The organism is Longispora fulva, from assembly GCF_015751905.1.
Classification (GTDB): Bacteria; Actinomycetota; Actinomycetes; order Mycobacteriales; family Micromonosporaceae; genus Longispora; species Longispora fulva.
Genome location: NZ_JADOUF010000001.1, coordinates 3,376,762 through 3,398,619, shown reverse-complemented (window position 1 = coordinate 3,398,619; position 21,858 = coordinate 3,376,762). Strand labels below are relative to the sequence as shown.

The window sequence follows — 21,858 nt, the reverse complement described above, 5'->3', positions numbered from 1 at the left end:
GGGAGGAATTCGATGAACCGCCGCGCCTTCGTCACCGGCATGCTGATCGACGCCGTCGGGACCGGCCTGTACATGCCGTTCTCGCTGCTGTTCTTCCACAGCGTCAGCGGCCTGTCCCTCACTGCCGTCGGCGCCGGCCTGACCGCCGCGGGGTTCGCCGCCCTGGCGCTGTCGCCGCTCGCCGGCTCCCTGATCGACCGCCTCGGCGCCCGCCGGGTACTCCTGGCCAGCTTCGTCCTGCGCGCCCTCGCCTTCGCGTGCTACCCGCTCGCGCACTCCTTCCCCCTGTTCCTGCTGGTCACGGCCGCCACGGCCCTCGGTCAGCAGGCGTCGGCCCCGGCCACCCCGGCGTTCATCAGCGAGATCGCGGCGGGCGCGGACCGCGACCGGTTGCTGGCGCTGAACCGCAGTGTTCGCAACGGCGGGATGGGGGTGGGCGGCGTGCTGGCCGGCGGGCTCCTGCTCCTCGACGGCGACCTCGGCTACCTCGCGATCGCGCTGCTCAACGCCGCCAGTTTCGCGGTGGCCATCCCGTTGATCCTGCGCGCCTCGCCGGGCTACCGCGCCGCCCTCTCGCGCGCCGCCTCCGAAGCCTCCCCCGCGAGGGCCACGGCGTCTGGCGGGGACGCGACCGGCTACCGGGCGGTGTTCGCCGACCGTCCCTACCTCGCCCTGACCGCCACGAACTTCCTCCTGGCCTTCAGCTACGTCGCCCTCGCACTCGCGATGCCCGTCTACCTGCACCAGGCGCTCGGCCTCCCCGAGGCCCTGGCCGGAACGGTGTTCGCGGTCAACACCGTGCTCGTCGCCGCCCTCGGCGTCCCGGTGTCCCGGCTCGCGCTTCGGGCCCGGCGGACCAGGGCGGCGGCCCTCGGCGGGGTGGCGTTCGCCGCGTCGTTCGCGGCGTTCGCGCTCCTCCCGTTCCTGCCCACCGGGCCGACCATGATCGGGGCGGTGCTCGTCGTCGCGACCCTCTACACCGGCGCGGAGCTCCTGCACTCCACCCCGGCCCAGGGTCTGTCGGTGCACGCGGCCCCGGACCACCTGCGCGGCCGATACCTGTCCGCCTACCAGTTGTCCTGGGCCATCGCCCAGTCCGTCGCCCCGGTCCTGATCACGTTCCTGCTCGGCCTCGGCGACTGGCAGATCTGGGTCGGCCTCGGGGGTGCGGCGCTGCTCGGTGCGGGCCTGCTCGTCCGCCTCGAGCGCCGGCTGCCCGGCGCGGCGGTGCACCCCGTCGAGGTCCGCCGCCCGGTACCGGTCGCGGCCTGATTCCTCCACACCGGACGGCCTCGCGGGAATGGTTACCGAGTCCTAACGGGCTCCGCGACCACTCCCGAACGCGAGTAGTATTCAAATCGGGCCCAATAGGGATGAAAGGGGCGATTAACATGACGATTACCGGACGCGGTGTCGCGACACTGCCGGCCTCGGACATCGAGCGCGCGAAGAGCTGGTACGCGGAGATCCTCGGCCTCAAACCCGCCATGGAGACGGAGCAGGGGCTGCTCTACGACCTCAAGGCCGGCACGAAGGTCCTGTTGTTCCCGTCGACCGGGCGGGCCAGCGGCACCCACACCCAGGTCGCCTTCGAGGTCGACGATCTCGAGGCCGAGGTGCGGGGCATGAAGGCGCACGGTGTGGTGTTCGAGGACTACGACATGCCGGGCTTCAAGACGGAGAACAGCATCCTGTCCGACGGCGACACGAGGTCCGCGTGGCTGCACGACTCGGAGGGCAACCTGATCAGCATCTCCACCCCGCTGCCCTACTGACCGCGGCGGCGGACGGCGCGACGGGCGGGCCCGACCGGCCCGCCCGCCGGCGTTCCGCACGGGGAACGCGTACCCGGTAAATGGTCTTGCTGGTCACGACGCGTCCGCCGTACTGTTTTTGGCAGGACAGGCCCCGGCGCGGCACGGTTCCACGGTGCCGCGCCCGGGGCGAGTTCGACCGATCCCTCCGCTGTGGACACCGCGGGAGAACGCTATGCCCGCCCCGGAGGCGGTCAGGAGTTGCAGACCCCCTGGTCCTCCCACACAGAAGCTGTCCCGGGCGTCTCGCCCTGGGTCCACCACTTCGCCCGGTACTTGTGGGTGTTGTAGGACACGACCGACCCGCCGTTGTAGGCGCGGCTGGACACCCACGCCGCGACCGTGCACGTCCCGGGCGGGGCGGTGGTCTGCGGCCCGCACGCTCCCTGGTCGAGCCACACTGCGGCCACCCCGGGCGTCTCGCCCTGGGTCCACCACGCGGCCTTCCAGGTTCGGTTGGCGTAGGACACCAGAGCCCCGCCGTTGTACACCGAGGCGATGTTCCAGGCCGCCGCCGCGCACTGGTTCGGCGGGGTGCTGGTCGGCGGCGCCGAGGTCGGCGGCCGCGACGTCGGCGGGGCGGACGTCGGAGGTCGGGTCGTGGGCGGCTGGCTCGTCGGGGGCGCGGTCGTGGGCGGCTGCGAGGTGGGCGGCGCCGACGTCGGGGTGGTGCCCCCGCTGGTGAACGGCGCGAACGTCTGGCTGAACTGCCACGTCGTCTGCGGGATGCCGGAGCAGTTGTCGTTCGCCGTGCCGCCCGGGCAGCCGCCGTTGTCGCGTTGCAGCGCCCAGAAGGACAGCTCGGCGATGCCTTGGGCGTTGGCCCAGCTCAGCACGGTGGCCGCGTCGGCGGTGCTGAACGTCTCGGCCGGCCCGAAGTCGTCGACCCCGATCATCTCGGTGACGCCGATCATGTTCCAGATCTGGGCGGGCGACTTCGACGGGTACAGCTGCGTGAGCTGGCCGTGCAGCCCGGCCGCCGACGTCTTGGTGTCGGTGGCCATCTGGTGCGGCTGGTTGTCGTAGTAGTCGAACGTCATCATGTTCACGATGTCGATCCGGGCGTTGTTCGCCACCGCGCTGCGAAGGACCGCCAGCCCGCTGTCGGCCAGGCCGTGGGTGGTGGTCGGCAGCGTGTACACGAACTGCAGGGTCCGGCCCTGCGCCGCCGCCCAGTCCTCGGTCAGCTTGATGGCCTTGTTCCGCCGGTCGATGCCGGCGGTGTTGGTCAGCGAGTTGTCCTCGATGTCGAGGTCGATCCGGGTCACGTTGTAGGTGGTGACGACCTTCTGGAACACCGCGGCGATGGCGTTGACGTCCGTGCAGCTGTCGGCGATCTCGGTACCGGTGTTGTCCGCCGTGTACCCGCCGAACGACGGCACCACGTCGCCGCCAGTGCCGCGAATCGTGGCGATGTCCGCGCCGAAGGTGGAGGTGGCGATCGGCATCGTGCTGTCGCCGTTCCAGTAGGCGGTGCACGACCCCTTCGACGCGGTCTGGAGGAAGGCCATGGTCAGGTACTTCGCGCCGGACTGCTGGGACAGGGCGCTGAGGCTGTCGCCCGTCCACGCCTCGAAGTAGGGCGCGAAGACGTGCGCCGGCAGCGGGGTGCCGGCGGCGTGGGCCGGCACGGAGCCGACCAGGAACGCCGAGGCCGCGGCCACGGCCGCCACCGCCGAGGCGGCGACGATCGATCGGATGCGTTGCATGAGGGGTGGATCCTTCCGGGGTGGACGGTGCGCTGAGGGGAGGCGATCCGAGTTCATTTAGGAAGGTTTACTAAATTGGGGGAACCGTACGCGCGCCCAATGACCCACGTCAAGAGGGGGCCCGTCGACAAGGGGCAGTCAAGGGTGCCGATGTGCTCAGCCCCGACCACCTGAAGCGGAGGCTGCGCTACTCAGTGGGCGGGTTGAGGGTCGCTGCCCAGAACCGCAGGCCGAGCGCGAGGACGGCCACGAGGAAGGCCCAGTAGAAGTCCCAGGTCAGTTCGGCGCTGCCGGGCTCGTCGAGGACGACGGTGGTGATGAGGAAGAGGAGGACCAGCGCCGCGTAGTACGCGAGGCGCAGCAGGCGGGCCGACCAGCGGGTGAAGCCGTAGAGCAGGAGTAGCCGGCGGATGGTTCCCGGGCCGCGGCTTCCGGCCACCGGGTGCTCGGTCCGGTCGACGAGCTCGGCGGCGGCCCGCAGCCGGCTCAGCGTCCGCTCGCGGGCCTCGGCGTCCCCGTCCGGTACGGGCCCGAGCAGCTCGCGGGCCTTCCACCACGCGACGGCGAACTCCACCTGCCGGGCGGCGTCGGTGAACGCCGCCGACCGCCGGCCGGCCCGGGACCTCTGGTTCCACCAGTCCTGGAACACGATGCCGGCCCCGCCGACCGCGGCCGTGACAATCGGGACGAGCACGGCGACCGCGGCTTCCTGGGAGCCCATGGCACCACCCTCACCTCGTCAGGCGGCCAGTATCGCACCGCCGACGCGGCGTCCGGCGGTCGTCCATCCGACAGGGCGATCGACGATCACCGCTGCCGGGCGGCATGGGCGAGGGTCAGGTGCGCGAGGTCCACCGCCGGGCACGGCCACGAGGTTGTCCGGCCGAAGTGGTGCAGGCAACTGGCGCACTGCCCGGAGTCCTCCAATCGATGATGGTCGTCGAGGACCCGGCGGGCGGTGTCGGCCAGCGCCGACCAGGAGGGCCGGTCGTGGTGGCGGGGCATCAGGCGCATCAGGGCCTCCGGGGGGCAGGAACCGGTGTGGAATGGGTGGGCGTGGACACCCGCTTCGATTCGTTGCAGGTCCCGCCCCGGATGGGTCTTTTTCACTATCTGCGCCGCGACCCGGATCGGGACACCCGCTCCGTCGGTGACTCGTTGAGACCGAGGGTCGTCCCCACCCGGGGGCGCCGGACCACGGGGTGTCTCCGATCAAGCTCCTCAGGTCCACGCCCGCGGGCCGGTCGGGGAAGGTCGCCACCGGTCCGCGGGTCCCTGACGGGGCGACACCGGACGCTGGTACTCGTCAATGTGTTCGCCGCGACCGCGACCGCGACCGCTCTTCGTCGACAGCGGAGCGTGAGGCTCCGTCGCGGAATTCACCTGCTCCATCACTCTGAGCTACTGCGGAACCTCTCACCCCGACAGGCACCGGACATCCTCGGTGACAACTTGTTATGCCATTTGACCTGGGGTTTTGTTGACCTCTAGGTTTCGGGCCGTAATATTCCCGAGCCTATAGGTGCGTGTGCGGGAAGAGGAGTGCCGTCCAGGGAATGGGCGGCGCTCCTTCCTGAGTCGCCGATCGGGCCTGAATGGGTGGAGGCGCATGAGGTCAGGGCTGCTGTACCGGGCGATGGTCACCGGTCTACACGTGATGGGCGCACTTATCGCGTTCCTACTCGTCACCGGACTGAGTATCGCCGGTGGACTGCCGATGTCGACGGGCAGGCCGATTCTGTTCGTCTTGCTGTTCGCCCTCTTCTTCTGCGGCTTTCTCTATTGGATTTCGGCTCTTGCTCTGACTTTCTCGGGAATGCTCCGGAAGCGGAAACTCGTCGACCGCCAGGGTCAGATGGTGTTCACGGGAATGTTCTTCACAGACCTGATGCATCCGTTCTCGTGGTGGCGCAGGTAAACTGTCGATCCCTGCCCGGTGCCATGCATGCGGACTGGGCTAGCGCGGGGAGGGAGAAGGACGGCGACCGCTGACACGGATCTGGAGAAGATCAAGGCATGGTTCGGTCGAGAACTCACCGCGAGCATGCAGCTTCCCGACCGCTGGTTCGGTCGGCCGTTCGACAACGCCCACGAACTGACATGGGCGGAACAGCGCCCGGGGCGATTGCTGTTGGAGCTGGACAACCGCCAGTACCTCATCTTCGTGGGAGACGTACTGGTTGTGGATGGCCCGGAACTGTGTATCGGCGGTTTCGAGGAGCTCGTGTTCGTGTGGCAGGGCTACGGCGACAGCGCCCGCCACGTCGAGACACACGACGTGGGCGAAGTGCGTTTTCATCCTTCGCGCTAACGAGTGACTGGTCGATATTCGCGGGAGACTCCAATATCTGTAGCCCCTGCCCCCGGAGACCTTGCGAGTGAAGATGGAATCTGAAAACTTCTTGCGACGGATCCGGTCGGGCGCGTTGTATCGGATCGCTGTGACCGCCCTACAGGTCCTGGGCGCGGGTATCCTCGGCCTGATTGCCAGTGGACTCGGCATGGCAGCGGGCTTGTCGGCCAGGGTCGGATGGTTTCTGATCAACACTTCCGCGATCATGTTCGCTGCCGGCGCTGGCGTCGGTTGGATTCCCTTCTCGCCCTCACGGTGACCAATAGAACTGGCGAGGGAGGCTCCGAACACCTCCGTCGTCAATATGGATTCTTCAGAATGCTTCGCTCGGATCTCGTGCGTCCGCTCTTCTGGCGGCGCAGCTGACGAGCCTCGTCGGAGCGCGGTCGCGGACCCTACGATCGGGTGCATGTACATCGTGACGCTCACCTACACCGCCCCGCTCACCGAGATCGACGCCCGACTCGACGAACACAACGGCTGGCTGGAGCACCACTACGCCGCAGGCCTGCTGGTCGGATCCGGACGGCGGATCCCGCGCGAGGGCGGCGTCATCGTGGTCCGCGACGCGGCCCGGGACGTGCTGGACGCGGCCCTGGCCGAGGAGCCGTTCCTCCGCGACGCGGTGGCGACGGCGCAGGTCGTGGAGTTCACACCGTCCCGCGGGCCACTCGTCGAACTCGCCTGATCCGCCACCGGGAGCGCGCCCTCCCGGCTGTGACCTGGGCTGACAGCGAACGTACGGAAAACGTCGAGCGCCTGGTTCTAGCGTCGGGGGGTGGTTACCGTCCGGTACAGGAAGAAGCGCAGCGTGCACAGCACACCTCGACCGTCGAGTGTTCTCCCCGCCCGGGTCGGTGACCAGGGATGACGATGACCCTGATCGGGGTGCTCCTGCTCGCCCCGGACAGTTTCGAGCTGACGGTGGACCGCGACGGACACCTCGACCGGTACGCGTTCCGCGGCTCCACCGAGGGCCCGCTCGTCGGGATCCACTGGAACCGGCCGGTGGAGGCCGAGTTCGCCCGGGAGTTCGGGGCGCTGCGGGCGCTGAAGAGGGTGGCCGGTCGCCTGCACGCGGGGATGGAGATCGCGCTTCCGGTGCGACTGGGCTGACCGGGACCCGACGTCGTCGTCGAGGACCTGCCGGGACGCCTCGACACCGGGGAGCCGGTCGTCGTCGCCACCGCGTGACAACCGGGTCGGGACCACGTCCTCGGCCGGGCGTGGAAGATTTCTGGCCCGAAGGTGTCGGATCCGTTGGGCGCTGTTCGTAGCGTAGGTGGGAACGGATGCAGGGTCCGGCCGAGTTGAGGGAGTAGACATGCCCGAATATCTCATTTACTTCAACCAGCAGTGGGTCGGTGAGCACTCCGAGGAGTGGTTCCGGGGGCGCGGGCCGCTGGCCAGGGCGGTGGTGGATGAGATCAAGGCCGCCGGGGCGTACGTCTTCGCCGGTGGTCTGGAGGAGGAGGACGGGCCGGTGTTCAGTGCCGACGCCACGAGCGGCACGGTGTTGTTCACTGACGGGCCCTACGTGGAGAGCAAGGAGTTCCTGGGCGGACTGACTGTGGTGGACGTGGCCGATGAGGAGACGGCCAGGATGTGGGCCGGAAAGATCGCGGAGGCGTGCGGCTGGCCCCAGGAGGTTCGCCGGTTCAAACCGCGGCGCCCGGCTCAGAGCTGAGATCGCCACGTCTGAGGGGTACGACGACGACCCTGTTGGCCGCCGCGGTGGGTTCCGGAAAGTGGCGCGACGGCCGTGTCGGGTCCTGTCGCGGCGACCTGCACGTCCTGGTGCAGGCGCCGGACGGCACGATGGCGTGCTCGACGATCATGTGGTCGCGGGCCAGGCCACATGAGGGACGGGTCGCCGCCCGCCGGGCCATAACCACACGGTTATCGGTGCCCCGCGGTATTCGTCGTTGATCCCCGTCGCCCACCATGGTGATCTTGATGGCATGGACATTCTGATCTCCGGCGCGAGCGTCGCCGGCCCCGCCCTGGCGCACTGGCTGCGCAGATACGGCTTCTCGACCACCATAGTGGAGCGCGCTCCACGGTTGCGCGACGGCGGCCATGCCGTCGACTTCCGAGGTCGGGCGCACCTTTCGGTACTGCGCCAGATGGGCATCCTCGACGAGGTCGAGCGCAACCGGACCGGCATGGGTGCCATGTCCTACGTGAACGCCGCCGGCAGGAAGCTCGGCAGTATCCCGGCCGACCTGTTCGCCGGGGACGTCGAGATCCTCCGTGGCGACCTCGCCCGGATCCTGTCCGACGCGGCCGACGTCGAGTACCTGTTCGACGACAGTGTCACCTCCCTCGCCGAGGACGCCCAGGGCGTGACCGTGACCTTCGAGCGGCACCCGGCCCGCCGCTTCGACCTGGTGATCGGCGCCGATGGACTGCACTCCAACGTCCGCGCGCTCACGTTCGGCCCGGAGAGCCAGTTCGTGCGCCACCTCGGCGTGCACTGCGCGGTGTTCCCGCTGGACAACTATCTCGACCTGGACCACACCGGGCTGGCGTACCGGCCGGCCGGCAAGATGGTCGCCGTCTACAGCGCCCGGCACAACGCCGAGGCCCGGGCCATGTTCCTGTTCGGGTCGCCGCCGTTGACGTACGACCGGCGCGATGTCACACGGCAGAAGACCCTGCTCGCCGAGGCCTTCGCCGGCGTCGGTTGGGAGACCGCGACGCTGCTCGACAGGATGTGGGACGCGCCGGACTTCTACTTCGACTCCGTCGCCCAGATCCGCCTGGACCGCTGGTCGAAGGGGCGGGTCGCGCTGCTCGGCGACGCCGCGTACTCGCCGTGCTTGCTGTCGGGAATGGGCTCGGGCCTGGCCATCGTCGGCGCGTACGTCCTCGCCGGCGAACTGGCCGCGGCGCGCGGCGACCACCGGGTCGCCTTCGACGCCTACGAGCGGGTGATGCGCCCGTACGCCGAGAGCGCGCAGAAGTCCGGTGAGGGGGTCAGCAAGCTGATGGTGCCCGAGGGGAAGGTCGTGACGGCGCTCCTCAACCAGTACATGCGGATCATGCCCTACCTGCCCGGCAAGCAGATGGCCGCCACCATGGCCCGCAAGACCGCCGAGGCCATCACCCTGCCCGATTACCAGCACCTGCGGACAGGCGTTCACCGGCCGTGAGTCAGGGTGCCCGGCCCACATCCGGGCCGAGCGTCTACCCGCGTAGTTCGGTGATCCGTTCCCGGGTGTTGGCCGGGGACTCGGGGTGTGCCCTCTCCACGTCGGCCCGCACGTCGGCCACGGACCTGGCGGCGAGCTCGCGGCGCCAGGCGAGCTCGGCGCCACTCATGGCTCGGGCGAACGCGCAGGACTGCCGGTAGTCGACGCCCGTGTGTTCGCCAGGCCCCTTGTCGAGTATCTGGTCGCATCGGAACAGCTCGTCGGGGCCCTCGATCGCGGTGACGACATCCAGCAGGGTGATCTCCTCGGCCGGGCGGGCCAGGTGGAAGCCGCCGCGCGGCCCCGGCGTCGACGTGAGGATCCCGGCCCGGGACAGTGCCTGGAGCTGCTTGTTCAGGTAGGCCGGCGGCAGCTCGTAGAACGCCGCGAGCGTGCCCGTCGGCACCGGGGTGTTCAGCCAGCTCAGGTTGAGGCACGTGTGCAGGGCCCACTCGACGCCTTGACTCATCCGCATTCCTGGACTCTACATGTCCAGGATTTGTGACGCCCATCATGATTCATTGTGCGCGCTAATCCTGGACATCTAATGTCTAGGAATCACCGAAACGAAGGAGCAAGACAATGACACTGGTACGCCGATCCCAGGCCGAGGTCCTCGACGCCGACCCGGCGAGCGTGATCACCCTGCTGCTCGACCCCGAGCACACCGGCGGCGCCCTGACCTCCAACCGCACCCTGCTGCGGGACGGCAACGTCGGCGCCCCGCCACACCAGCACAGCCGGTCCGGCGAGCTGTTCTTCATCCTCGACGGCGTCCTCGACATGCTCGTCGAGGACGAGGTGCACACCCTGCGCGCCGGCGACGCGCTCTTCGTCCCGCCGGGCACCACCCACGCCTTCGCCCCGGCGGCCGGGCACGACGCCGACTTCCTGGTCGTGATCACCCCGGGCAAGCCGCGGTTCGACTACTACCGGCTGCTGGACAAGGTGCACGTCGGCGAGGCGACCTGGGAGCAGGTCGGGCAGACCCAGGACCTCTACGACAACCACTACGCCGAAAGCGCCGTCTGGGCCGCCCGGCACGCCTGAACGGCCACGCTCCGCCCTGCGACGGCCGCACCGGCGACCCGGATTCCGCGCACCTGGCCGGCTCGCGCGGCAAAGGGTTGCAGCCCAGGACCCTCGAGGTGTTCGACGACCTCGGCGTGATCGGGGAGATCCTGCGCACCGGTGAGGTGTACCCGCCGATCCGGATCAACGCCGGACCGGTTCCGGTGTGGACGGCGCACATGCACAAGAAGCCCGGACTTCTCGCTGCGGACCCTTCAGCGGTACTTCGCGCGGTCGGGACGCCGCGACGTCCGTCTGACCGGGGTCAGCTGGGCCTCTGTCTACCGGGTCAACATCCGGATGGTGGAGCGCTACCGCGTCGGCCGGGTCTTCCTCGCAGGCGACGCCGCCCACGTGCACTCCCCGGCCGGCGGACAGGGACTCAACACCGGCGTGCAGGACGCCTACAACCTGGGTTGGAAACTCGCCCGGGTGCTCGCCGGCGCGCCCACGGCGCTGTTGGACACCTACGAACAGGAACGCCGGCCGATCGCGGAGAGCATGCTCGGGCTGAGTACCCGGCTGCACGACATGGCGTCCAAGGGTGGGCGCAAGGCGTACAAGCGCGACGAGGAGACCAGTCAGTTGCTGCTCGGCTATGCCGGCGGGCCCCTCGCGCGCGGCGACCGGGGCGGCGAGCGGGCTCCCGACGCGCCGTGCCGGGCCGCGGACGGCTCCGCGACCCGACTCTTCGACGTGTACCGGGGCCCGCACCCCACCCTGCTGTCTCTCGACGGCGCCCCGGACGTGGGCCCGCTCGACCCGACCGTCCGGCGGTACCGGGTCGGCGCGGACCTCGTCGACGACGCCGGCCACATCCGCGCCGCGTACGGCACGGGCGCGCACGTCCTCGTCCGGCCGGACGGCTACATCGGCGTGGTCACCGCGTCGGAGAACGCACTCGCGGACTACCTCGCCGAGGTGTGACGCACCGGCTCAGCCTGCGGCGATCGTGCCCTGCTTGCGGGCGCGGCCGACCCAGTTCTGGGCCGTGTGCCGGGGGACGCCGTAGTGGTCGGCGACTCCGGTGACCGTACCGGCCTGGGTGAACACCTCGGCCAGGTCGTCGGGCATCCGCCGGTAGGCGCGACCGTTGGCCTCGGCGGGAGCGGGGTCGGCAGCCTTGGCCCTGGTGCGCTTGGCCGCGGCGGGGGTGGCCGCCGCCGTCGCCGTGCGTGCGGTCGGCTTGGCGGGGCGTGCGGCCACGGTCTTGGCCGGGCGCTCGGTCGTCGCGGAGGCCTTCGCCGGACGCTTGGCCGCCGGGGAGGTGCCGTCCTTCGCGCCGCGCTTGCCGGCCGGGGCGTCGGCCTTGACCCGGGCGGTGGCCGCGGTCGCCTTCGCACCGGTCGGAGCGTCCGCCTTGCCGCCACGCTTGGCCGCCGGGGCCTCAGGCTTGGCGGCTGGGGCGTCAGCCTTCGCTCCCCGCTTCGGGGTCGACGCCTCAGCCTTCGCGCCGCGCTTGGTCGACGCGGATTCGGCCTTCGCCGCGCGTCCGCCGGGCTTGGCGGCGGCGACCGGCGCGGCCTTGGCGTCCTTGCGCGCCTTCGCGGCGACCTTGGGCTCCGAAGCCGCGGCCGGCTTGCGCTTGCGCCCGGTCGTCGCCGACTCGGTGGCGGCCGTGGCCTCCGGCGCCGCGGCGCGCGTGCGCTTCCGGCCGGCCGTCGCGGGTTCGGTGGCGGCCGTGGCCACCGGCGCGGCAGCGCGGCGCTTGCGGCCTGCGGCGACGGGCGCGACATCCTCCACAATGGACGTGACGGCCTCTGTGGCGACCTCCGCCGACACCGCGCCGGCGACTTCCTCCGCGGCCTCGACCGCCACCGGAGTGTCGACTTCCGCCCCGGCGTCCGCCGCCGGAGTGTCGATTTCGGTTCCGGCGATCACCGCTGCCGGAGCCTCGATCACAGCCTCGGCCACGACGACCGGTGGGGCCTCGACCGTCGACGGAGTCTCGATCACCGCACCGGCTTCGGCCTCGGCTCCCGTTCCGTCCTGGGCCACCGCCGGCACGTCCCCGGCCTCCGACCCGAGCACCGCGGCCCGGTCCAGGGCCGGAACCGCGACGACCGCCGGCGTGACCGCCTGCAGGAGGAGGTCCAGATTGACGGCCGGCAACTGCGCCGCGGCCAGGCCCTTGCCGGCGCCGGCGCTGATCAGCAGCTCGGTGATGTGTACGACGGAATCGGTGGCGTTCACCCGCACACTGGTGGTCGCGAGGTCCCCGTCGTCGGGGGTGATGGTGATGGTGTAACTCGTCATGGGGGTCAGTCCTGCCTTGCTGTCGCGGGCTTTCCGACGTCGTGGGGCCCCCGAGACCCCACGCGGTCGACATTGGGCGCCAACCTACACCGGTGGTTCGGCAGTCCACAACAGGCGTCCGTCGTCACAATGCGCCTGGCCAACGCCACGACGAGCCGGTCAAGGTCGTTCCGGGTGACGTGCGGGTGCGACGCGACGCGCACAGAGACACCCAGCAGCGCATGAAAGCGGTCACTGTTTCGGTCCGGCCAGGTCGGTTCAGGACTCCAGGACGACCGGATCGCCGACGACTACTCTGCCCGGCTCCACTGTCGCGCCGTACAGGCCCAGGCACAGGTCGCGTTCGGTGACGACGGCGCGCAGTATCCGTGGGTCGCGCTCCGCCGTGTCCGGGTCGATGGTGATGACGGCGCACCGCCGGTCCGGCCGGTCGGCGCGCATCCGCAGGCCGCCGACCCGCAGTACCCGGCCGACCCACGCGTCCTCGGGGAACGGCGTGTCCGCGGCCGCCTCGACGACCAGGTTCGGCCGGAACCGCCGGATGTCCGGGGTGGCGTCGAGCGTCGCGCCGAGGTCGACGACGGTCCGGGTGCTGATCAGGGACAGCGGGAGGGCGTCGAAGGTGCCCCGGTCCAGTTTCATGGCCCTGATCCCGCCGCCCAGTTCGGCCGCGAGTTCCCACAGATCAAGATCCTTGCCTTCGGGGGTACGCACGACCACGTCCGACGCGTCCGCCTGGTCGGGTTCGGCGAACGACGGCCGGTACAGCACCAGGTCGGCGCGCTGCCGTGCGGTCAGCCAGGGGAATCCGTTGTGTGCCGCGTCGTCGCGGACGAACGCCCAGCGCCGGTCGCCGGCCAGGCCGTGCCACGAGACGTCGACCGCGTCGAGGGATTCGCCGGCGAGGGACTTGACCGGGTAGCGCCACAGCGCGGCCACCCGTCCGACTACGCGCTCCATCATGGGACCGCCTCCCGGTGAAAGGAGGCGCCCTTGGCCACAACCGGCGGGTCGAGCGTGGCGGACAAGGTCCGTCGCAGCGCCTCTCGACCCCGGCGGCGCCCGGGACCGGGCGCACTGACCGGGCCAGGATCACCCGGGTGGACGGGGGCTGTCAACCCCGGCCGTTCCGGCGCGTCGCGTCCCCGGGGTCGCTAGTCTGAAGGGTGCCCCTCGCCCTACGAGCAGGGGAGGGTCCCATGGAGATCCACCGCCTCGGTGCCTTCAGTGTGCTGAATGACCATCTGCCCGTTCCCGGTCTGGGTTTCCTGCCGGTGAACGCGTTCGTGCTGCACGCGGCCGAGCCGGTCGTCGTCGACACGGGTCTCAGCCTCCCGGACCGGGACTTCGTGGCGGCCCTCGGTTCGGTCATGGACCCGCGCGACGTGCGCTGGATCTGGCTGACCCACCCGGACCGCGACCACACCGGCGGACTGTTCGCATTGCTGGAAGCGGCCCCGCAGGCCAGGGTCATCACCACGTTCGTCGGCGCCGGGATCATGTCCACGGAACGTCCGCTCCCGCTCGACCGGGTGTTCCTGCTCAACCCCGGCCAGTCGATCGACGTCGGCGACCGGACCCTGACCGGCTTCCGGCCCCCGTTGTACGACAACCCCGCGACGGTCGGCTTCTACGACGACCGTTCCCGGGTGTGCGTCAGCTCCGACTGCTTCGGCGCGGTGCTGCCCAGCGCCGAGATCGCGGCGGGGAGCGGGGTCGGCGACGTGCCGCCGGACGTGCTCCGGGCCGGGCAACTGCTGTGGGCCACCGTGGACAGTCCGTGGGTGCACAACACGGACCGGGCGAGGTATGGCGCGACGATCGAACCGCTGCGCGGGATGGATCCGTCGATGATCCTGAGCACCCACCTGCCGTCGGCGACCGGGCGTGCAGAGGAGTTCTTCGAGATGCTCACAGCGGCTCCGGAGGCCGACCCGTTCGTGGGACCCGACCAGCGTGCCCTGGAGGAGATGCTGGCCAGTTTCGAGCCGGCCGGCCACTGACCGACGCGTACGCCCGGCCGGGTCCGCCCGGGACGGCGCCGTGTACCACCGGCCGGAGTCCACTCGCGACGGCGAAGGACCCCGGCGAGGGGAGCCGGGGTCCTTCTGGGTGGGTCGCCTAGTGGTTCGGTTCCACCGACTGCGCGAGGGTGCGCAGGTTCACGCCGTGCGCCAGCATGAACGGTTCGGGGTCCACGGCGTTGCCGTTGAGGACCGCTCCGCCGCCGGTGTGCACCTCGAAGTGGCAGTGCGGGCCGGTCGAGTTGCCGGTGCTGCCCATCAGGGCGATCGTCTGGCCGGCCTCGACGTGCTGCCCCTCGGTCACGTTGACCTGGGAGTTGTGGCCGTACAGGGTCTGGATGCCGTTGCCGTGGTCGATGATGACGACGAAGCCGTAGCCGCCCCAGTCGTATGTCGTGGCGATCTCCACGGTGCCGGCGGCGGCGCTCATGACCGGCGTGCCGGTACTGGCGGCCAGGTCCACGCCGACGTGCGGCGCGCCCCAGCGCACACCGAACGGGCTGGTGAACGCGTAGGTGCTGACGGGCGACACCCACGCGGGTTTCGGCGCGGGCGGCGCGGGAGCCGCCGTGGTCGGTGCGGCGGCGGTCGGTGCCGGGCTGGCGACGGCGGCCCGGTGGGCGCGGTCGGCACGGTCGGCGATCGCACGCTTCTCGGCCGGCGCGGCGGAGGGGGCGGCGGGGGCCTGGGACAGGGCGGTGACGGCGGCCACGATCCCGGCGACCAGCAGGATTCCTGCGGTGATGTAGTGCCGGCGCGTCACGCGGAGTAGTCCCGTGCGGTGCAGCCAGATGGTGAACTTCTCGAAGGTGGTGCTGTGACCTGCGGCATTACCCGGGCCATCAATCTCTTCGGTTTCGTTGGTATGTCGCACGCGACACCCTCCGTAGTCGGGGGACTGGGCCTGCCCACCCTCGCCGCTGACATCGATGGACGCCAAGTCCTGGCGGCCTTTCGTGGCCGTTCGCACATCGTTCCCAACCGTCCGGAGGAGGTTTGGTGCCCCTGTGACTACGCCGGGTGAGTGGTCGGCTACGGCGACGCGGTTGCGATCCGGAAGCCGCCCCGGAGACCGGCGTGGGGCCGGTCACCCGGGGCGGCGGACATCCCGACCCGAACGTGCTCACCGCCCGTTATGTCCGGTACTGCCACACCTCGAAGCCCCGGTCCGTGGCGCAGGCCAGGAACCGCTGGTCGGCGGAGCAGGAGTTCGGCAGGACGGTCACCGTGCCGAGGGTGGTCACCTTCCCGTCGGCCAGCAGCACCCCGTACACGTCGAGATCGACGCTGCGGGTGGCGGGCCCGGACGCCGGCACGGAGTAGGCCAGCAGCCCGCCGTCGACCGTGGGGCCGGTGAGGGACAGGTGCTCCGCCGGCGGCCCGACGAGCTTCCGGCCCCCCGGGTCGAGCACCACGCCCGGCGCGAGCACCCGGTCCCCGGCCATCCCCAGCACGCCGAACGGGATCGTCAGCCGGTACCGCCAGCGTTCGCCGCCGCCGTTCAGGTCGACGGCCACCACGGCGCTGTCCACGGCCGCGCCGGACGGTTCGACGACCGCCTGCTCCAGCGCGCACACCAGCCCGGGCGCGCAGTTGGCCACGCTCGTCACCTCCGTCCTTGCGGTGTAGAGCAGCCGGAGACCCCGGCCCGGATCGTCCAGGTCGAAGACCGACAGCCGCCCGCTGACGCCGTCGGGGCCGAGGCCCAGGACGTAGGCCTTGCCGTCGTAGGCCTGCACCGAGCCGTCGACCGTCGGACCGGTGAGCAGCAGCGAACCGTCGCGCACGTCGTACACCCGCAGCACGTGGTCCTGGCCGACCAGCAACAGCCGATGGTCGGTGCTGACGCCCAGGCCGGCGACGGACCGCACGCTCAGCACGTTCTGGAGTCCCGTGGTCGGCACCGACCAGCGGGTCGCGCCCGTCCGCCAGTCGAGCAGCTCGGTGCGCTGGGTGGCGACGGAGTTCACCACCAGCCCGGCCAGGAAGAACTCGCTCCGTTCCGCGGTCGGCTGGATCGCGCGGTGCCACAGCGTCGTCCCGGTCGCGGGGTCCACGACGAGCATCTCGGAGCTCCTGGCGTCCGACCCGCCCCTGACGGTGAGCACCAGGACGCCGGCGACCGTCCACATGCCACTGACGAAGGAGTACCGGCCGAGGCTGCTCGTCGGTCGCGCGGCGGTCCCGGTGGCCAGGTCGACAACGGTGAGCCGGAGTTCGCCGCTCTTGTCGGGCCAGACGAACATCGTGCGGCCGTCCACGGTCCGGGCCTTCACCGCACCGCCCGCCCCGACCCCCGACTCCGCCACGGGCACGCCCACGGGACGCAGCCGTGCGAACCCGACCGGGTCGGCCGGGGTTCGGCCCCACCAGGACGCGCCGACCGTCACTCCGGCCACCAGCAGGATCACGGTGGCCAGCCCGGCGCCGAGCCGTACCCGTCGGCGGCGGGTGCCGATCCGCCGGGCGGCCGACGGCGCGGGCAGCCGGAGTTCGTCGGCGTCGGCCCGCAGCGCGCCGAACAGCGCCTTGAGGTCATCGGACATCGGAACCTCCGGTCGTGGTCTCGTGCGGGGTCTCGGCCAACTGGGCGGCCAGGCCGGCGCGCCCCCGGGCCAGCCAGGACTTCACGGTGCCGGCGCCCTTGCCGATCTCGGTGGCGATATCGGCGACCGAGCGGTCGAGCAGGTAGTGCAGGACGATCACCTGTCGGTGGGTCGCAGGCAGGTGACGCAGGGCAGCGACGAGCACCATCGTGTCCTCCGAGGGCGGCGGGGCCTGCTCCGGCGGCCGGCTGGCCGAAGCCGCGGCCCACCGCACCCGCAATCGTCGCCACCGGTCAGTGCTCAGCCGGGTCACGACGAGGCGCAGCCACGCCTCGGGGTCGTCATAGCCGCGGACCCGCGACCAGCGCTCCCAGGCGCGCGCGTACGCCTCCTGGGTCAGGTCCTGCGCCTCGGCTCGATCGCCGGTCAGCCCGTAGGCGTAGCGGAGCACCCGCTGGCCCGTCTGCCGGAAGAAGACGTCGAACTCGTCCGCGTCCGCCATGCCCACCGCCCTCATTGTTTGTCAGCGATAGGAACACGGCGGATCGACGGGGACGGTGGCAGATGTGACCCAGGTCACCACATGGTGGCGGGACTCTGGATCGGCTACTCCAAACTGGCCCCCCGGCGATTTGGAGTAGTCAGAGGCTTACTTAGGGTGACCGTGATGCTATCGTGACCGCAACTTTCACCGGCTCGGGAGGCACGTGGATGACGAGAACAGAACCCCAAGGCCTGCGGCGTGCCGCCATGGTTCGCCGAGTGGACGCCCTCTTCCGGGCCATGTCCACGGACTTCCTGCTGCGGGAGCAGTTCATCACCGGGCCGACCGAGGTGCTCTCGGAATACCTCTACGGCGAGAAGGTGAACTCGGAGCAGGCGGCGGCCAGTAATCAGCTGATCTATTCCGTCGTCGCCAATCCCGAGCTTCGGTCGTGGATTCACGGTTACGCCACCAGGCGACACGGTGATGTTCCGTCGGCCGAGGAGTTCGTCAAGGACTTCTCGGCGGCAGTGGTCGGGCATGGCGGGACGGACGTTGTGCATGCGCTCGTCCGCGTCTCGGGTCCGGACCGGGGCCTCGCGGCCTTTGACGAGGATCTGCTGCATTTCATCTTCAACCTCACAGTGCTCGGCGAAGACGGTACCGACGACGGCACGGGGACCGGAACCGGGACTGACGACGGGACCGGAACCGGGACCGGAACCGGGACTGACGACGGGACCGGGACGGGGACCGGGACCGGGACCGGAACTGATGACGGAACCGGGACGGGCACTGGCACGGGGACTGATGACGGGACCGGGACCGGCACGGGGACCGGGACTGATGACGGAACCGGAACCGGGACTGGGACTGGCACTGGGACTGATGACGGGACCGGGACCGGGACCGGCACGGGGACCGGAACTGACGACGGGACGGGGACTGGAACGGGGACCGGAACAGGGACCGGCACCCTCACCGCCATCACCTGGTCCACGTTCATCACTGGGACCAGCACCGGCACCGGTACGGGCCACACCGACCCCTTCACTCGAAGCCCCTTCACTCACACCGATCCCGGCACGGCCCATGCCGGTACCGGTGAGCGGTTCGGGCAGTTCGGTCCTGGCTACGTGATGGTGACGCTGGACGCCCTGGCGCGTTACGCCACCCAACTTCGCGAGAATGGCACGTTGGGCGGGTTTCGGTGAGCGTGCAGCCCGCGTCGACTGATGCTGTCCGGCTGGTCGAGTCCGGACACCGGTTGTCTCGGGCCCGTCGCTTCGCGGACGCCGAGAGCTGTTTCCGCGAAGCCCTTGACCTTGACCCGGGCAGGGCCATCGCATACAGCAACCTGGGTTGGACCCGCCAGATGCAGGGTGACCCGTCGTCGGCCGAGTCTCTGTACCGCCAGGCCCTGGCGCTGGAGCCTGAGCTACGTATTGCCCGCCGCAACCTGGCCAAGCTCCTGGTCGATCTGGGCCGCGACGAGGAGGCCTTCCCGCTCTTCCGTGCGGAACTGGACGCGGGGGCCGACGGCCTCGGCTGGATGCAGGGGCTGGTCAACGTTGCCCTGGGCGCCCGGGATCTGACCCTCGCGGGCAGGTACGCCGCGATCGTCGCCCGGTTGCGCTGGGGCACAGGGCTCAACCCGCCAGGTCAGGTGGATCGTTCACCGTCGTACCCGCCCAGCATTCCCAAGTTGCGTCACGACGTCGAGCAGTTCCGGTACCTCCAGCGCACCGGTGTGCTGGGCGGGGAGCTCGCGCCGGTGATCGAGTCGTACGAGCGGCTGATCGCTCACATGGCACCGCAAGGACCGGAGACCCGCCAGCCGCTGGACAGTGACGAGAGTCGCGCCATCGGCCACGCGTACAACCGGCTGCTGCACGTTCGGGACACTCCTCGGGTCGCGCGGGCGTTGTCGAACAGTTGGGACGCGGCTGAGGTGGAGAGCAAGTACCTGGACACCGCGCCGGGTGTCGTCTACGTCGACGACTTCCTCTCGCCGGAGGCGCTGGACGGGCTGCGGCGCTTCTGCCTGGAGTCCACTGTGTGGTCCGGAAGCAGGTACGCGCACGGAAGGCTCGGCGCGTTCTTCCAGGACGGCTTCAACTGCCCGCTCCTGCTCCAGATCGGCGAGGAACTGCGCGAGGCACTGCCGCGGGTGATCGGTGACCGCTATCCGCTGCGGCAACTGTGGGGCTTCAAATGTGGACCGGACCTGCCCGCTGACGCCACCACGCACGCCGACTTCGCGGCGGTCAACGTCAACTTCTGGATCACCCCGGACGAGGCGAATCTCGACCCTGAGTCCGGTGGCCTGGTGGTCTATGACGTCGATGCCCCGCTCAGTTGGGACTTCGACACCTACAACGGCCGCACGGACGTCATCAAGCCGTACCTGAAGCGGCAGCATTCACATTCCATGAACATACCGTACCGGGCAAATCGGGCGGTCATCTTCAACTCGGACCTGTTCCACGCCAGCGCGGGTGTCGCTTTCCGCCCCGGCTACGAGAATCTCAGGGTCAACATCACGATGCTCTACGGAGACCGGGAGGACGAGGTCCACCACCGGGAGGTCCACCAGCCCGACCCTGTGAGTGAGTCCGGTGGGCTGGTGCCCCCATGGAGGTCGGCGGCGTTCCGGCACACCCGCGGTACCCGCCCCTGACCGGTACGGGCACGCCGTGGCTACGGCCCCGGTGTGCCCGTCATCCGTGGCACTTGGCCATAGCCCGTGCCACACGCCCGGCCGGGAACGGCGCGGCCGGGTTGCCGCCGAACAGCTCCCAGTAGAAGTCGTTCATCACGACCGCCACCGGCGCGTACCGGACCACGAGCGCCGCGACCTCCGCCGGCACCCCCACTGGCGCGACCCCCTCGGCGCACCGGCGGATGTACGCGTTGCGCTCGACCGGGCCGCCCTGGGCCGCGACCGGCACCCCGCACACGTTCGTCACCAGCCAGTTGACGAGAAGCATCAGCGCGTACGCCGCGTCGTGGCCGGCGTTGCGGTCGACGAATGCCGCCTCCTCGGGGGACAGGTCGAACCGGGGCGAGGTGGCCAGGCCCAGGTCGGTGACGTAGAGGCGCTCCCCGTCGGTGAGCAGGTTGCGGAAGTGGGCGTCGAAGTGCAGTAGGTCGTGGGCGTTCATGAAGGCGACGGCCTCGCGCATCTGGCCCTCCAGCATCGCGCACGCCGCCGGCACGTCGGCGTGTCCGCGCAGCCATTCGCTCAGGTTGTGCGGCACGTACTCGCTGAACAGGACGAGGCTGGCCGACGCAGCGGCCACCGCGGTGAGCCGGGCCCGGACCGCCGCCGAGCCGCCCCAGTAGGCGACCGTGGCGTCGATGTCGGCGTGCTCCTCGGAGGGCTGGGGTGCCCCGGGCAGCACCCGCCAGTGGTAGAGCAGCGGGAAGGCCTCGGTCTGGCCGGCCAGTACCCAGTTGGTGGTCATGGTGTTCGCGGCCAGTTCGCGCCACGCGCCGAAGCCGGGCCCGCCGACGCCGTACTGGCTGTGAACCGGGAGGTCGAACAGGTTCGCGGTCGACCGGACGTGGCGGCGCTCCAGGTCGGTGAGCGGGATCCGTTTCACGAACACCGGCACGCCGTCGACGTCCAGGTGCGCCGAGGTGCCGCCGATGCCGACGCCGGTGGCCGGGGCCGCGTCCACCAGCCGGGCGAGCTGGTCGTCGTCGAGCAGGGCGAGAGCTGTGGACACCGTGGCGTACCGGGAGCTGCGCATCCGGAAGACTATCCGGCCGCGGCGGGCGTCGGCTACCGTTGGCCGACCAAACGGGGAGGTGTGGATGGCGCGCAGGAGATGGCCGGTCGTCGGAGCCGTCGTGGTGGCCGTCGGGCTGGCGGCGGTGGCCGTTCTCGCCTGGCCGGTGTCGAGTCCGGCGAGCGCCGCCGCCGGGCGGGCCGTCGAGGTCGCGGAGACCGAGCTCGACGACGCGGGCCGCAACCACCAGGTCGACGACTGCATCTTCTACTCCGGCCAGGCGCGGGGCCAGGCCAAGGGCTGCCCGGCCGGGTGGAGCCGCGGCCCGTGGTGCGCCGACTTCGCCCGGTACGTGTGGAAGGGTGCAGGAGTGCCTGGTGCCGACGAGCTGGACAGCTGGGCCCGCTCCGGCCGGAAGTACGGCGAGCGGCACGGCACCTGGCATCCGGCGGACTCCGACTACACGCCCAGGCCGGGGGACCTGATCGTGTACCGGGACGGGGCGTTCGAGGTCCCCGACGGCGCGTCCGACCACGTCGGCGTCGTCGTGGCCGCGCACCTGGGCTGGGTGTCCACGGTCGAGGGCAACGTGACCGGCGGGGTCACCGAGCGCCGGTTCGTGCCGCGGGTCGCCGGCACCATCGAGGGCTTCGCGTCACCGGCCGGGTGACGT

The 21,858-nt window shown here is 70.5% G+C and carries 24 protein-coding genes; 14 read left to right on the top strand and 10 right to left on the bottom strand.

The genetic code is table 11. From position 1 onward, the window contains the following. Window positions 1–12 precede the first annotated feature (12 nt). Together IW245_RS14955 and IW245_RS14950 are read left to right on the top strand one after the other, a co-directional pair. Window positions 13–1,272, top strand: a complete 1,260-nt coding sequence (locus IW245_RS14955) for an MFS transporter (protein ID WP_197003781.1) — start codon at window positions 13–15, stop codon at window positions 1,270–1,272. Between the two features lie 119 nt (window positions 1,273–1,391). Next, window positions 1,392–1,775, top strand: a complete 384-nt coding sequence (locus IW245_RS14950) for a VOC family protein (RefSeq protein ID WP_197003780.1) — start codon at window positions 1,392–1,394, stop codon at window positions 1,773–1,775. 233 nt (window positions 1,776–2,008) lie between these two features. Here the strand turns inward: IW245_RS14950 and IW245_RS14945 are convergent, their stop codons facing one another. From IW245_RS14945 to IW245_RS14935, 3 genes are all read right to left on the bottom strand, one after another. Continuing rightward, window positions 2,009–3,523, bottom strand: a complete 1,515-nt coding sequence (locus IW245_RS14945) for a chitinase (RefSeq protein WP_197003779.1) — start codon at window positions 3,521–3,523, stop codon at window positions 2,009–2,011. Between the two features lie 187 nt (window positions 3,524–3,710). Beyond that, window positions 3,711–4,244 (bottom strand): hypothetical protein, encoded by a 534-nt coding sequence (locus IW245_RS14940; RefSeq protein WP_197003778.1) that lies wholly within the window; start codon window positions 4,242–4,244, stop codon window positions 3,711–3,713. Between the two features lie 86 nt (window positions 4,245–4,330). After that, window positions 4,331–4,537 carry a hypothetical protein gene (locus IW245_RS14935; RefSeq protein ID WP_197003777.1) on the bottom strand — a complete coding sequence of 69 codons (207 nt, stop codon included), beginning with the start codon at window positions 4,535–4,537 and terminating at the stop codon, window positions 4,331–4,333. 595 nt (window positions 4,538–5,132) lie between these two features. Here IW245_RS14935 and IW245_RS14930 point away from each other — a divergent pair. From IW245_RS14930 to IW245_RS14905, 6 genes are all read left to right on the top strand, one after another. Further along, window positions 5,133–5,441 carry a hypothetical protein gene (locus IW245_RS14930; protein WP_197003776.1) on the top strand — a complete coding sequence of 103 codons (309 nt, stop codon included), beginning with the start codon at window positions 5,133–5,135 and terminating at the stop codon, window positions 5,439–5,441. Between the two features lie 126 nt (window positions 5,442–5,567). Continuing rightward, a complete protein-coding gene (locus IW245_RS14925) occupies window positions 5,568–5,834 on the top strand; it encodes a hypothetical protein (protein ID WP_197003775.1) in 267 nt (88 codons plus the stop codon). Between the two features lie 451 nt (window positions 5,835–6,285). Continuing rightward, complete coding sequence (locus tag IW245_RS14920) at window positions 6,286–6,564, top strand: YciI family protein (protein WP_197003774.1); 279 nt, start codon at window positions 6,286–6,288, stop codon at window positions 6,562–6,564. Window positions 6,565–6,743: 179 nt separating this feature from the next. Next, window positions 6,744–6,992, top strand: a complete 249-nt coding sequence (locus IW245_RS14915) for a hypothetical protein (RefSeq protein ID WP_197003773.1) — start codon at window positions 6,744–6,746, stop codon at window positions 6,990–6,992. Window positions 6,993–7,200: 208 nt separating this feature from the next. Next, complete coding sequence (locus IW245_RS14910; protein ID WP_197003772.1) at window positions 7,201–7,563, top strand: YciI family protein; 363 nt, start codon at window positions 7,201–7,203, stop codon at window positions 7,561–7,563. 274 nt (window positions 7,564–7,837) lie between these two features. Then, window positions 7,838–9,031 carry an FAD-dependent monooxygenase gene (locus IW245_RS14905; protein WP_197003771.1) on the top strand — a complete coding sequence of 398 codons (1,194 nt, stop codon included), beginning with the start codon at window positions 7,838–7,840 and terminating at the stop codon, window positions 9,029–9,031. Window positions 9,032–9,065: 34 nt separating this feature from the next. Here IW245_RS14905 and IW245_RS14900 read toward each other — a convergent pair whose 3' ends face one another. Continuing rightward, window positions 9,066–9,545: an RrF2 family transcriptional regulator gene (locus tag IW245_RS14900; RefSeq protein WP_231398805.1), complete on the bottom strand. Its 480-nt coding sequence runs from the start codon at window positions 9,543–9,545 to the stop codon at window positions 9,066–9,068. Between the two features lie 107 nt (window positions 9,546–9,652). Between IW245_RS14900 and IW245_RS14895 the strand changes: the two genes are divergently transcribed. After that, window positions 9,653–10,120, top strand: a complete 468-nt coding sequence (locus IW245_RS14895) for a cupin domain-containing protein (protein WP_197003770.1) — start codon at window positions 9,653–9,655, stop codon at window positions 10,118–10,120. A 141-nt stretch (window positions 10,121–10,261) separates the two neighbouring features. Beyond that, window positions 10,262–11,068 (top strand): FAD-dependent monooxygenase, encoded by an 807-nt coding sequence (locus IW245_RS42205; RefSeq protein WP_197003769.1) that lies wholly within the window; start codon window positions 10,262–10,264, stop codon window positions 11,066–11,068. A gap of 9 nt (window positions 11,069–11,077) precedes the next feature. Here IW245_RS42205 and IW245_RS14885 read toward each other — a convergent pair whose 3' ends face one another. Continuing rightward, window positions 11,078–12,397, bottom strand: a complete 1,320-nt coding sequence (locus IW245_RS14885) for a hypothetical protein (protein WP_197003768.1) — start codon at window positions 12,395–12,397, stop codon at window positions 11,078–11,080. Between the two features lie 258 nt (window positions 12,398–12,655). Continuing rightward, the gene (locus tag IW245_RS14880) at window positions 12,656–13,360 is read right to left on the bottom strand and encodes an MOSC domain-containing protein (protein WP_197003767.1); all 705 of its coding nucleotides are present in this window, start codon (window positions 13,358–13,360) and stop codon (window positions 12,656–12,658) included. 236 nt (window positions 13,361–13,596) lie between these two features. On the opposite strand from IW245_RS14880, the gene IW245_RS14875 reads away from it, so the two are divergent. Then, window positions 13,597–14,400: an MBL fold metallo-hydrolase gene (locus tag IW245_RS14875; RefSeq protein ID WP_197003766.1), complete on the top strand. Its 804-nt coding sequence runs from the start codon at window positions 13,597–13,599 to the stop codon at window positions 14,398–14,400. Window positions 14,401–14,518: 118 nt separating this feature from the next. Here IW245_RS14875 and IW245_RS41635 read toward each other — a convergent pair whose 3' ends face one another. From IW245_RS41635 to IW245_RS14860, 3 genes are all read right to left on the bottom strand, one after another. Then, window positions 14,519–15,295 (bottom strand): M23 family metallopeptidase, encoded by a 777-nt coding sequence (locus IW245_RS41635; protein WP_197003765.1) that lies wholly within the window; start codon window positions 15,293–15,295, stop codon window positions 14,519–14,521. Window positions 15,296–15,554: 259 nt separating this feature from the next. Next, window positions 15,555–16,967 carry a PQQ-binding-like beta-propeller repeat protein gene (locus IW245_RS14865; RefSeq protein WP_197003764.1) on the bottom strand — a complete coding sequence of 471 codons (1,413 nt, stop codon included), beginning with the start codon at window positions 16,965–16,967 and terminating at the stop codon, window positions 15,555–15,557. Then, window positions 16,957–17,469, bottom strand: coding sequence for a SigE family RNA polymerase sigma factor (locus IW245_RS14860; protein ID WP_197008513.1), 513 nt, complete (start codon window positions 17,467–17,469; stop codon window positions 16,957–16,959). The genes IW245_RS14865 and IW245_RS14860 overlap by 11 nt, the downstream gene beginning before the upstream one ends. A 260-nt stretch (window positions 17,470–17,729) precedes the next feature. Between IW245_RS14860 and IW245_RS14855 the strand changes: the two genes are divergently transcribed. After that, window positions 17,730–18,665, top strand: coding sequence for a hypothetical protein (locus IW245_RS14855; protein WP_197003763.1), 936 nt, complete (start codon window positions 17,730–17,732; stop codon window positions 18,663–18,665). Continuing rightward, a complete protein-coding gene (locus tag IW245_RS14850; RefSeq protein ID WP_197003762.1) occupies window positions 18,662–20,131 on the top strand; it encodes a tetratricopeptide repeat protein in 1,470 nt (489 codons plus the stop codon). The genes IW245_RS14855 and IW245_RS14850 overlap by 4 nt, the downstream gene beginning before the upstream one ends. Window positions 20,132–20,171: 40 nt before the next feature. Here the strand turns inward: IW245_RS14850 and IW245_RS14845 are convergent, their stop codons facing one another. Further along, the gene (locus IW245_RS14845; protein ID WP_231398804.1) at window positions 20,172–21,206 is read right to left on the bottom strand and encodes a BUD32 family EKC/KEOPS complex subunit; all 1,035 of its coding nucleotides are present in this window, start codon (window positions 21,204–21,206) and stop codon (window positions 20,172–20,174) included. A 64-nt stretch (window positions 21,207–21,270) separates the two neighbouring features. On the opposite strand from IW245_RS14845, the gene IW245_RS14840 reads away from it, so the two are divergent. After that, window positions 21,271–21,855, top strand: coding sequence for a CHAP domain-containing protein (locus IW245_RS14840; RefSeq protein ID WP_197003761.1), 585 nt, complete (start codon window positions 21,271–21,273; stop codon window positions 21,853–21,855). Window positions 21,856–21,858: the final 3 nt, after the last annotated feature.

Coding starts and splice junctions, on each gene's coding strand:
- IW245_RS14955 (WP_197003781.1), top strand. CDS start 13: ATGAACCGCCGCGCCTTCGTCACCGGCATGCTGATCGACGCCGTCGGG.
- IW245_RS14950 (WP_197003780.1), top strand. CDS start 1,392: ATGACGATTACCGGACGCGGTGTCGCGACACTGCCGGCCTCGGACATC.
- IW245_RS14945 (WP_197003779.1), bottom strand. CDS start 3,523: ATGCAACGCATCCGATCGATCGTCGCCGCCTCGGCGGTGGCGGCCGTG.
- IW245_RS14940 (WP_197003778.1), bottom strand. CDS start 4,244: ATGGGCTCCCAGGAAGCCGCGGTCGCCGTGCTCGTCCCGATTGTCACG.
- IW245_RS14935 (WP_197003777.1), bottom strand. CDS start 4,537: ATGCGCCTGATGCCCCGCCACCACGACCGGCCCTCCTGGTCGGCGCTG.
- IW245_RS14930 (WP_197003776.1), top strand. CDS start 5,133: ATGAGGTCAGGGCTGCTGTACCGGGCGATGGTCACCGGTCTACACGTG.
- IW245_RS14925 (WP_197003775.1), top strand. CDS start 5,568: ATGCAGCTTCCCGACCGCTGGTTCGGTCGGCCGTTCGACAACGCCCAC.
- IW245_RS14920 (WP_197003774.1), top strand. CDS start 6,286: ATGTACATCGTGACGCTCACCTACACCGCCCCGCTCACCGAGATCGAC.
- IW245_RS14915 (WP_197003773.1), top strand. CDS start 6,744: ATGACGATGACCCTGATCGGGGTGCTCCTGCTCGCCCCGGACAGTTTC.
- IW245_RS14910 (WP_197003772.1), top strand. CDS start 7,201: ATGCCCGAATATCTCATTTACTTCAACCAGCAGTGGGTCGGTGAGCAC.
- IW245_RS14905 (WP_197003771.1), top strand. CDS start 7,838: ATGGACATTCTGATCTCCGGCGCGAGCGTCGCCGGCCCCGCCCTGGCG.
- IW245_RS14900 (WP_231398805.1), bottom strand. CDS start 9,545: ATGCGGATGAGTCAAGGCGTCGAGTGGGCCCTGCACACGTGCCTCAAC.
- IW245_RS14895 (WP_197003770.1), top strand. CDS start 9,653: ATGACACTGGTACGCCGATCCCAGGCCGAGGTCCTCGACGCCGACCCG.
- IW245_RS14885 (WP_197003768.1), bottom strand. CDS start 12,397: ATGACGAGTTACACCATCACCATCACCCCCGACGACGGGGACCTCGCG.
- IW245_RS14880 (WP_197003767.1), bottom strand. CDS start 13,360: ATGATGGAGCGCGTAGTCGGACGGGTGGCCGCGCTGTGGCGCTACCCG.
- IW245_RS14875 (WP_197003766.1), top strand. CDS start 13,597: ATGGAGATCCACCGCCTCGGTGCCTTCAGTGTGCTGAATGACCATCTG.
- IW245_RS14865 (WP_197003764.1), bottom strand. CDS start 16,967: ATGTCCGATGACCTCAAGGCGCTGTTCGGCGCGCTGCGGGCCGACGCC.
- IW245_RS14860 (WP_197008513.1), bottom strand. CDS start 17,469: ATGGCGGACGCGGACGAGTTCGACGTCTTCTTCCGGCAGACGGGCCAG.
- IW245_RS14845 (WP_231398804.1), bottom strand. CDS start 21,206: ATGCGCAGCTCCCGGTACGCCACGGTGTCCACAGCTCTCGCCCTGCTC.
- IW245_RS14840 (WP_197003761.1), top strand. CDS start 21,271: ATGGCGCGCAGGAGATGGCCGGTCGTCGGAGCCGTCGTGGTGGCCGTC.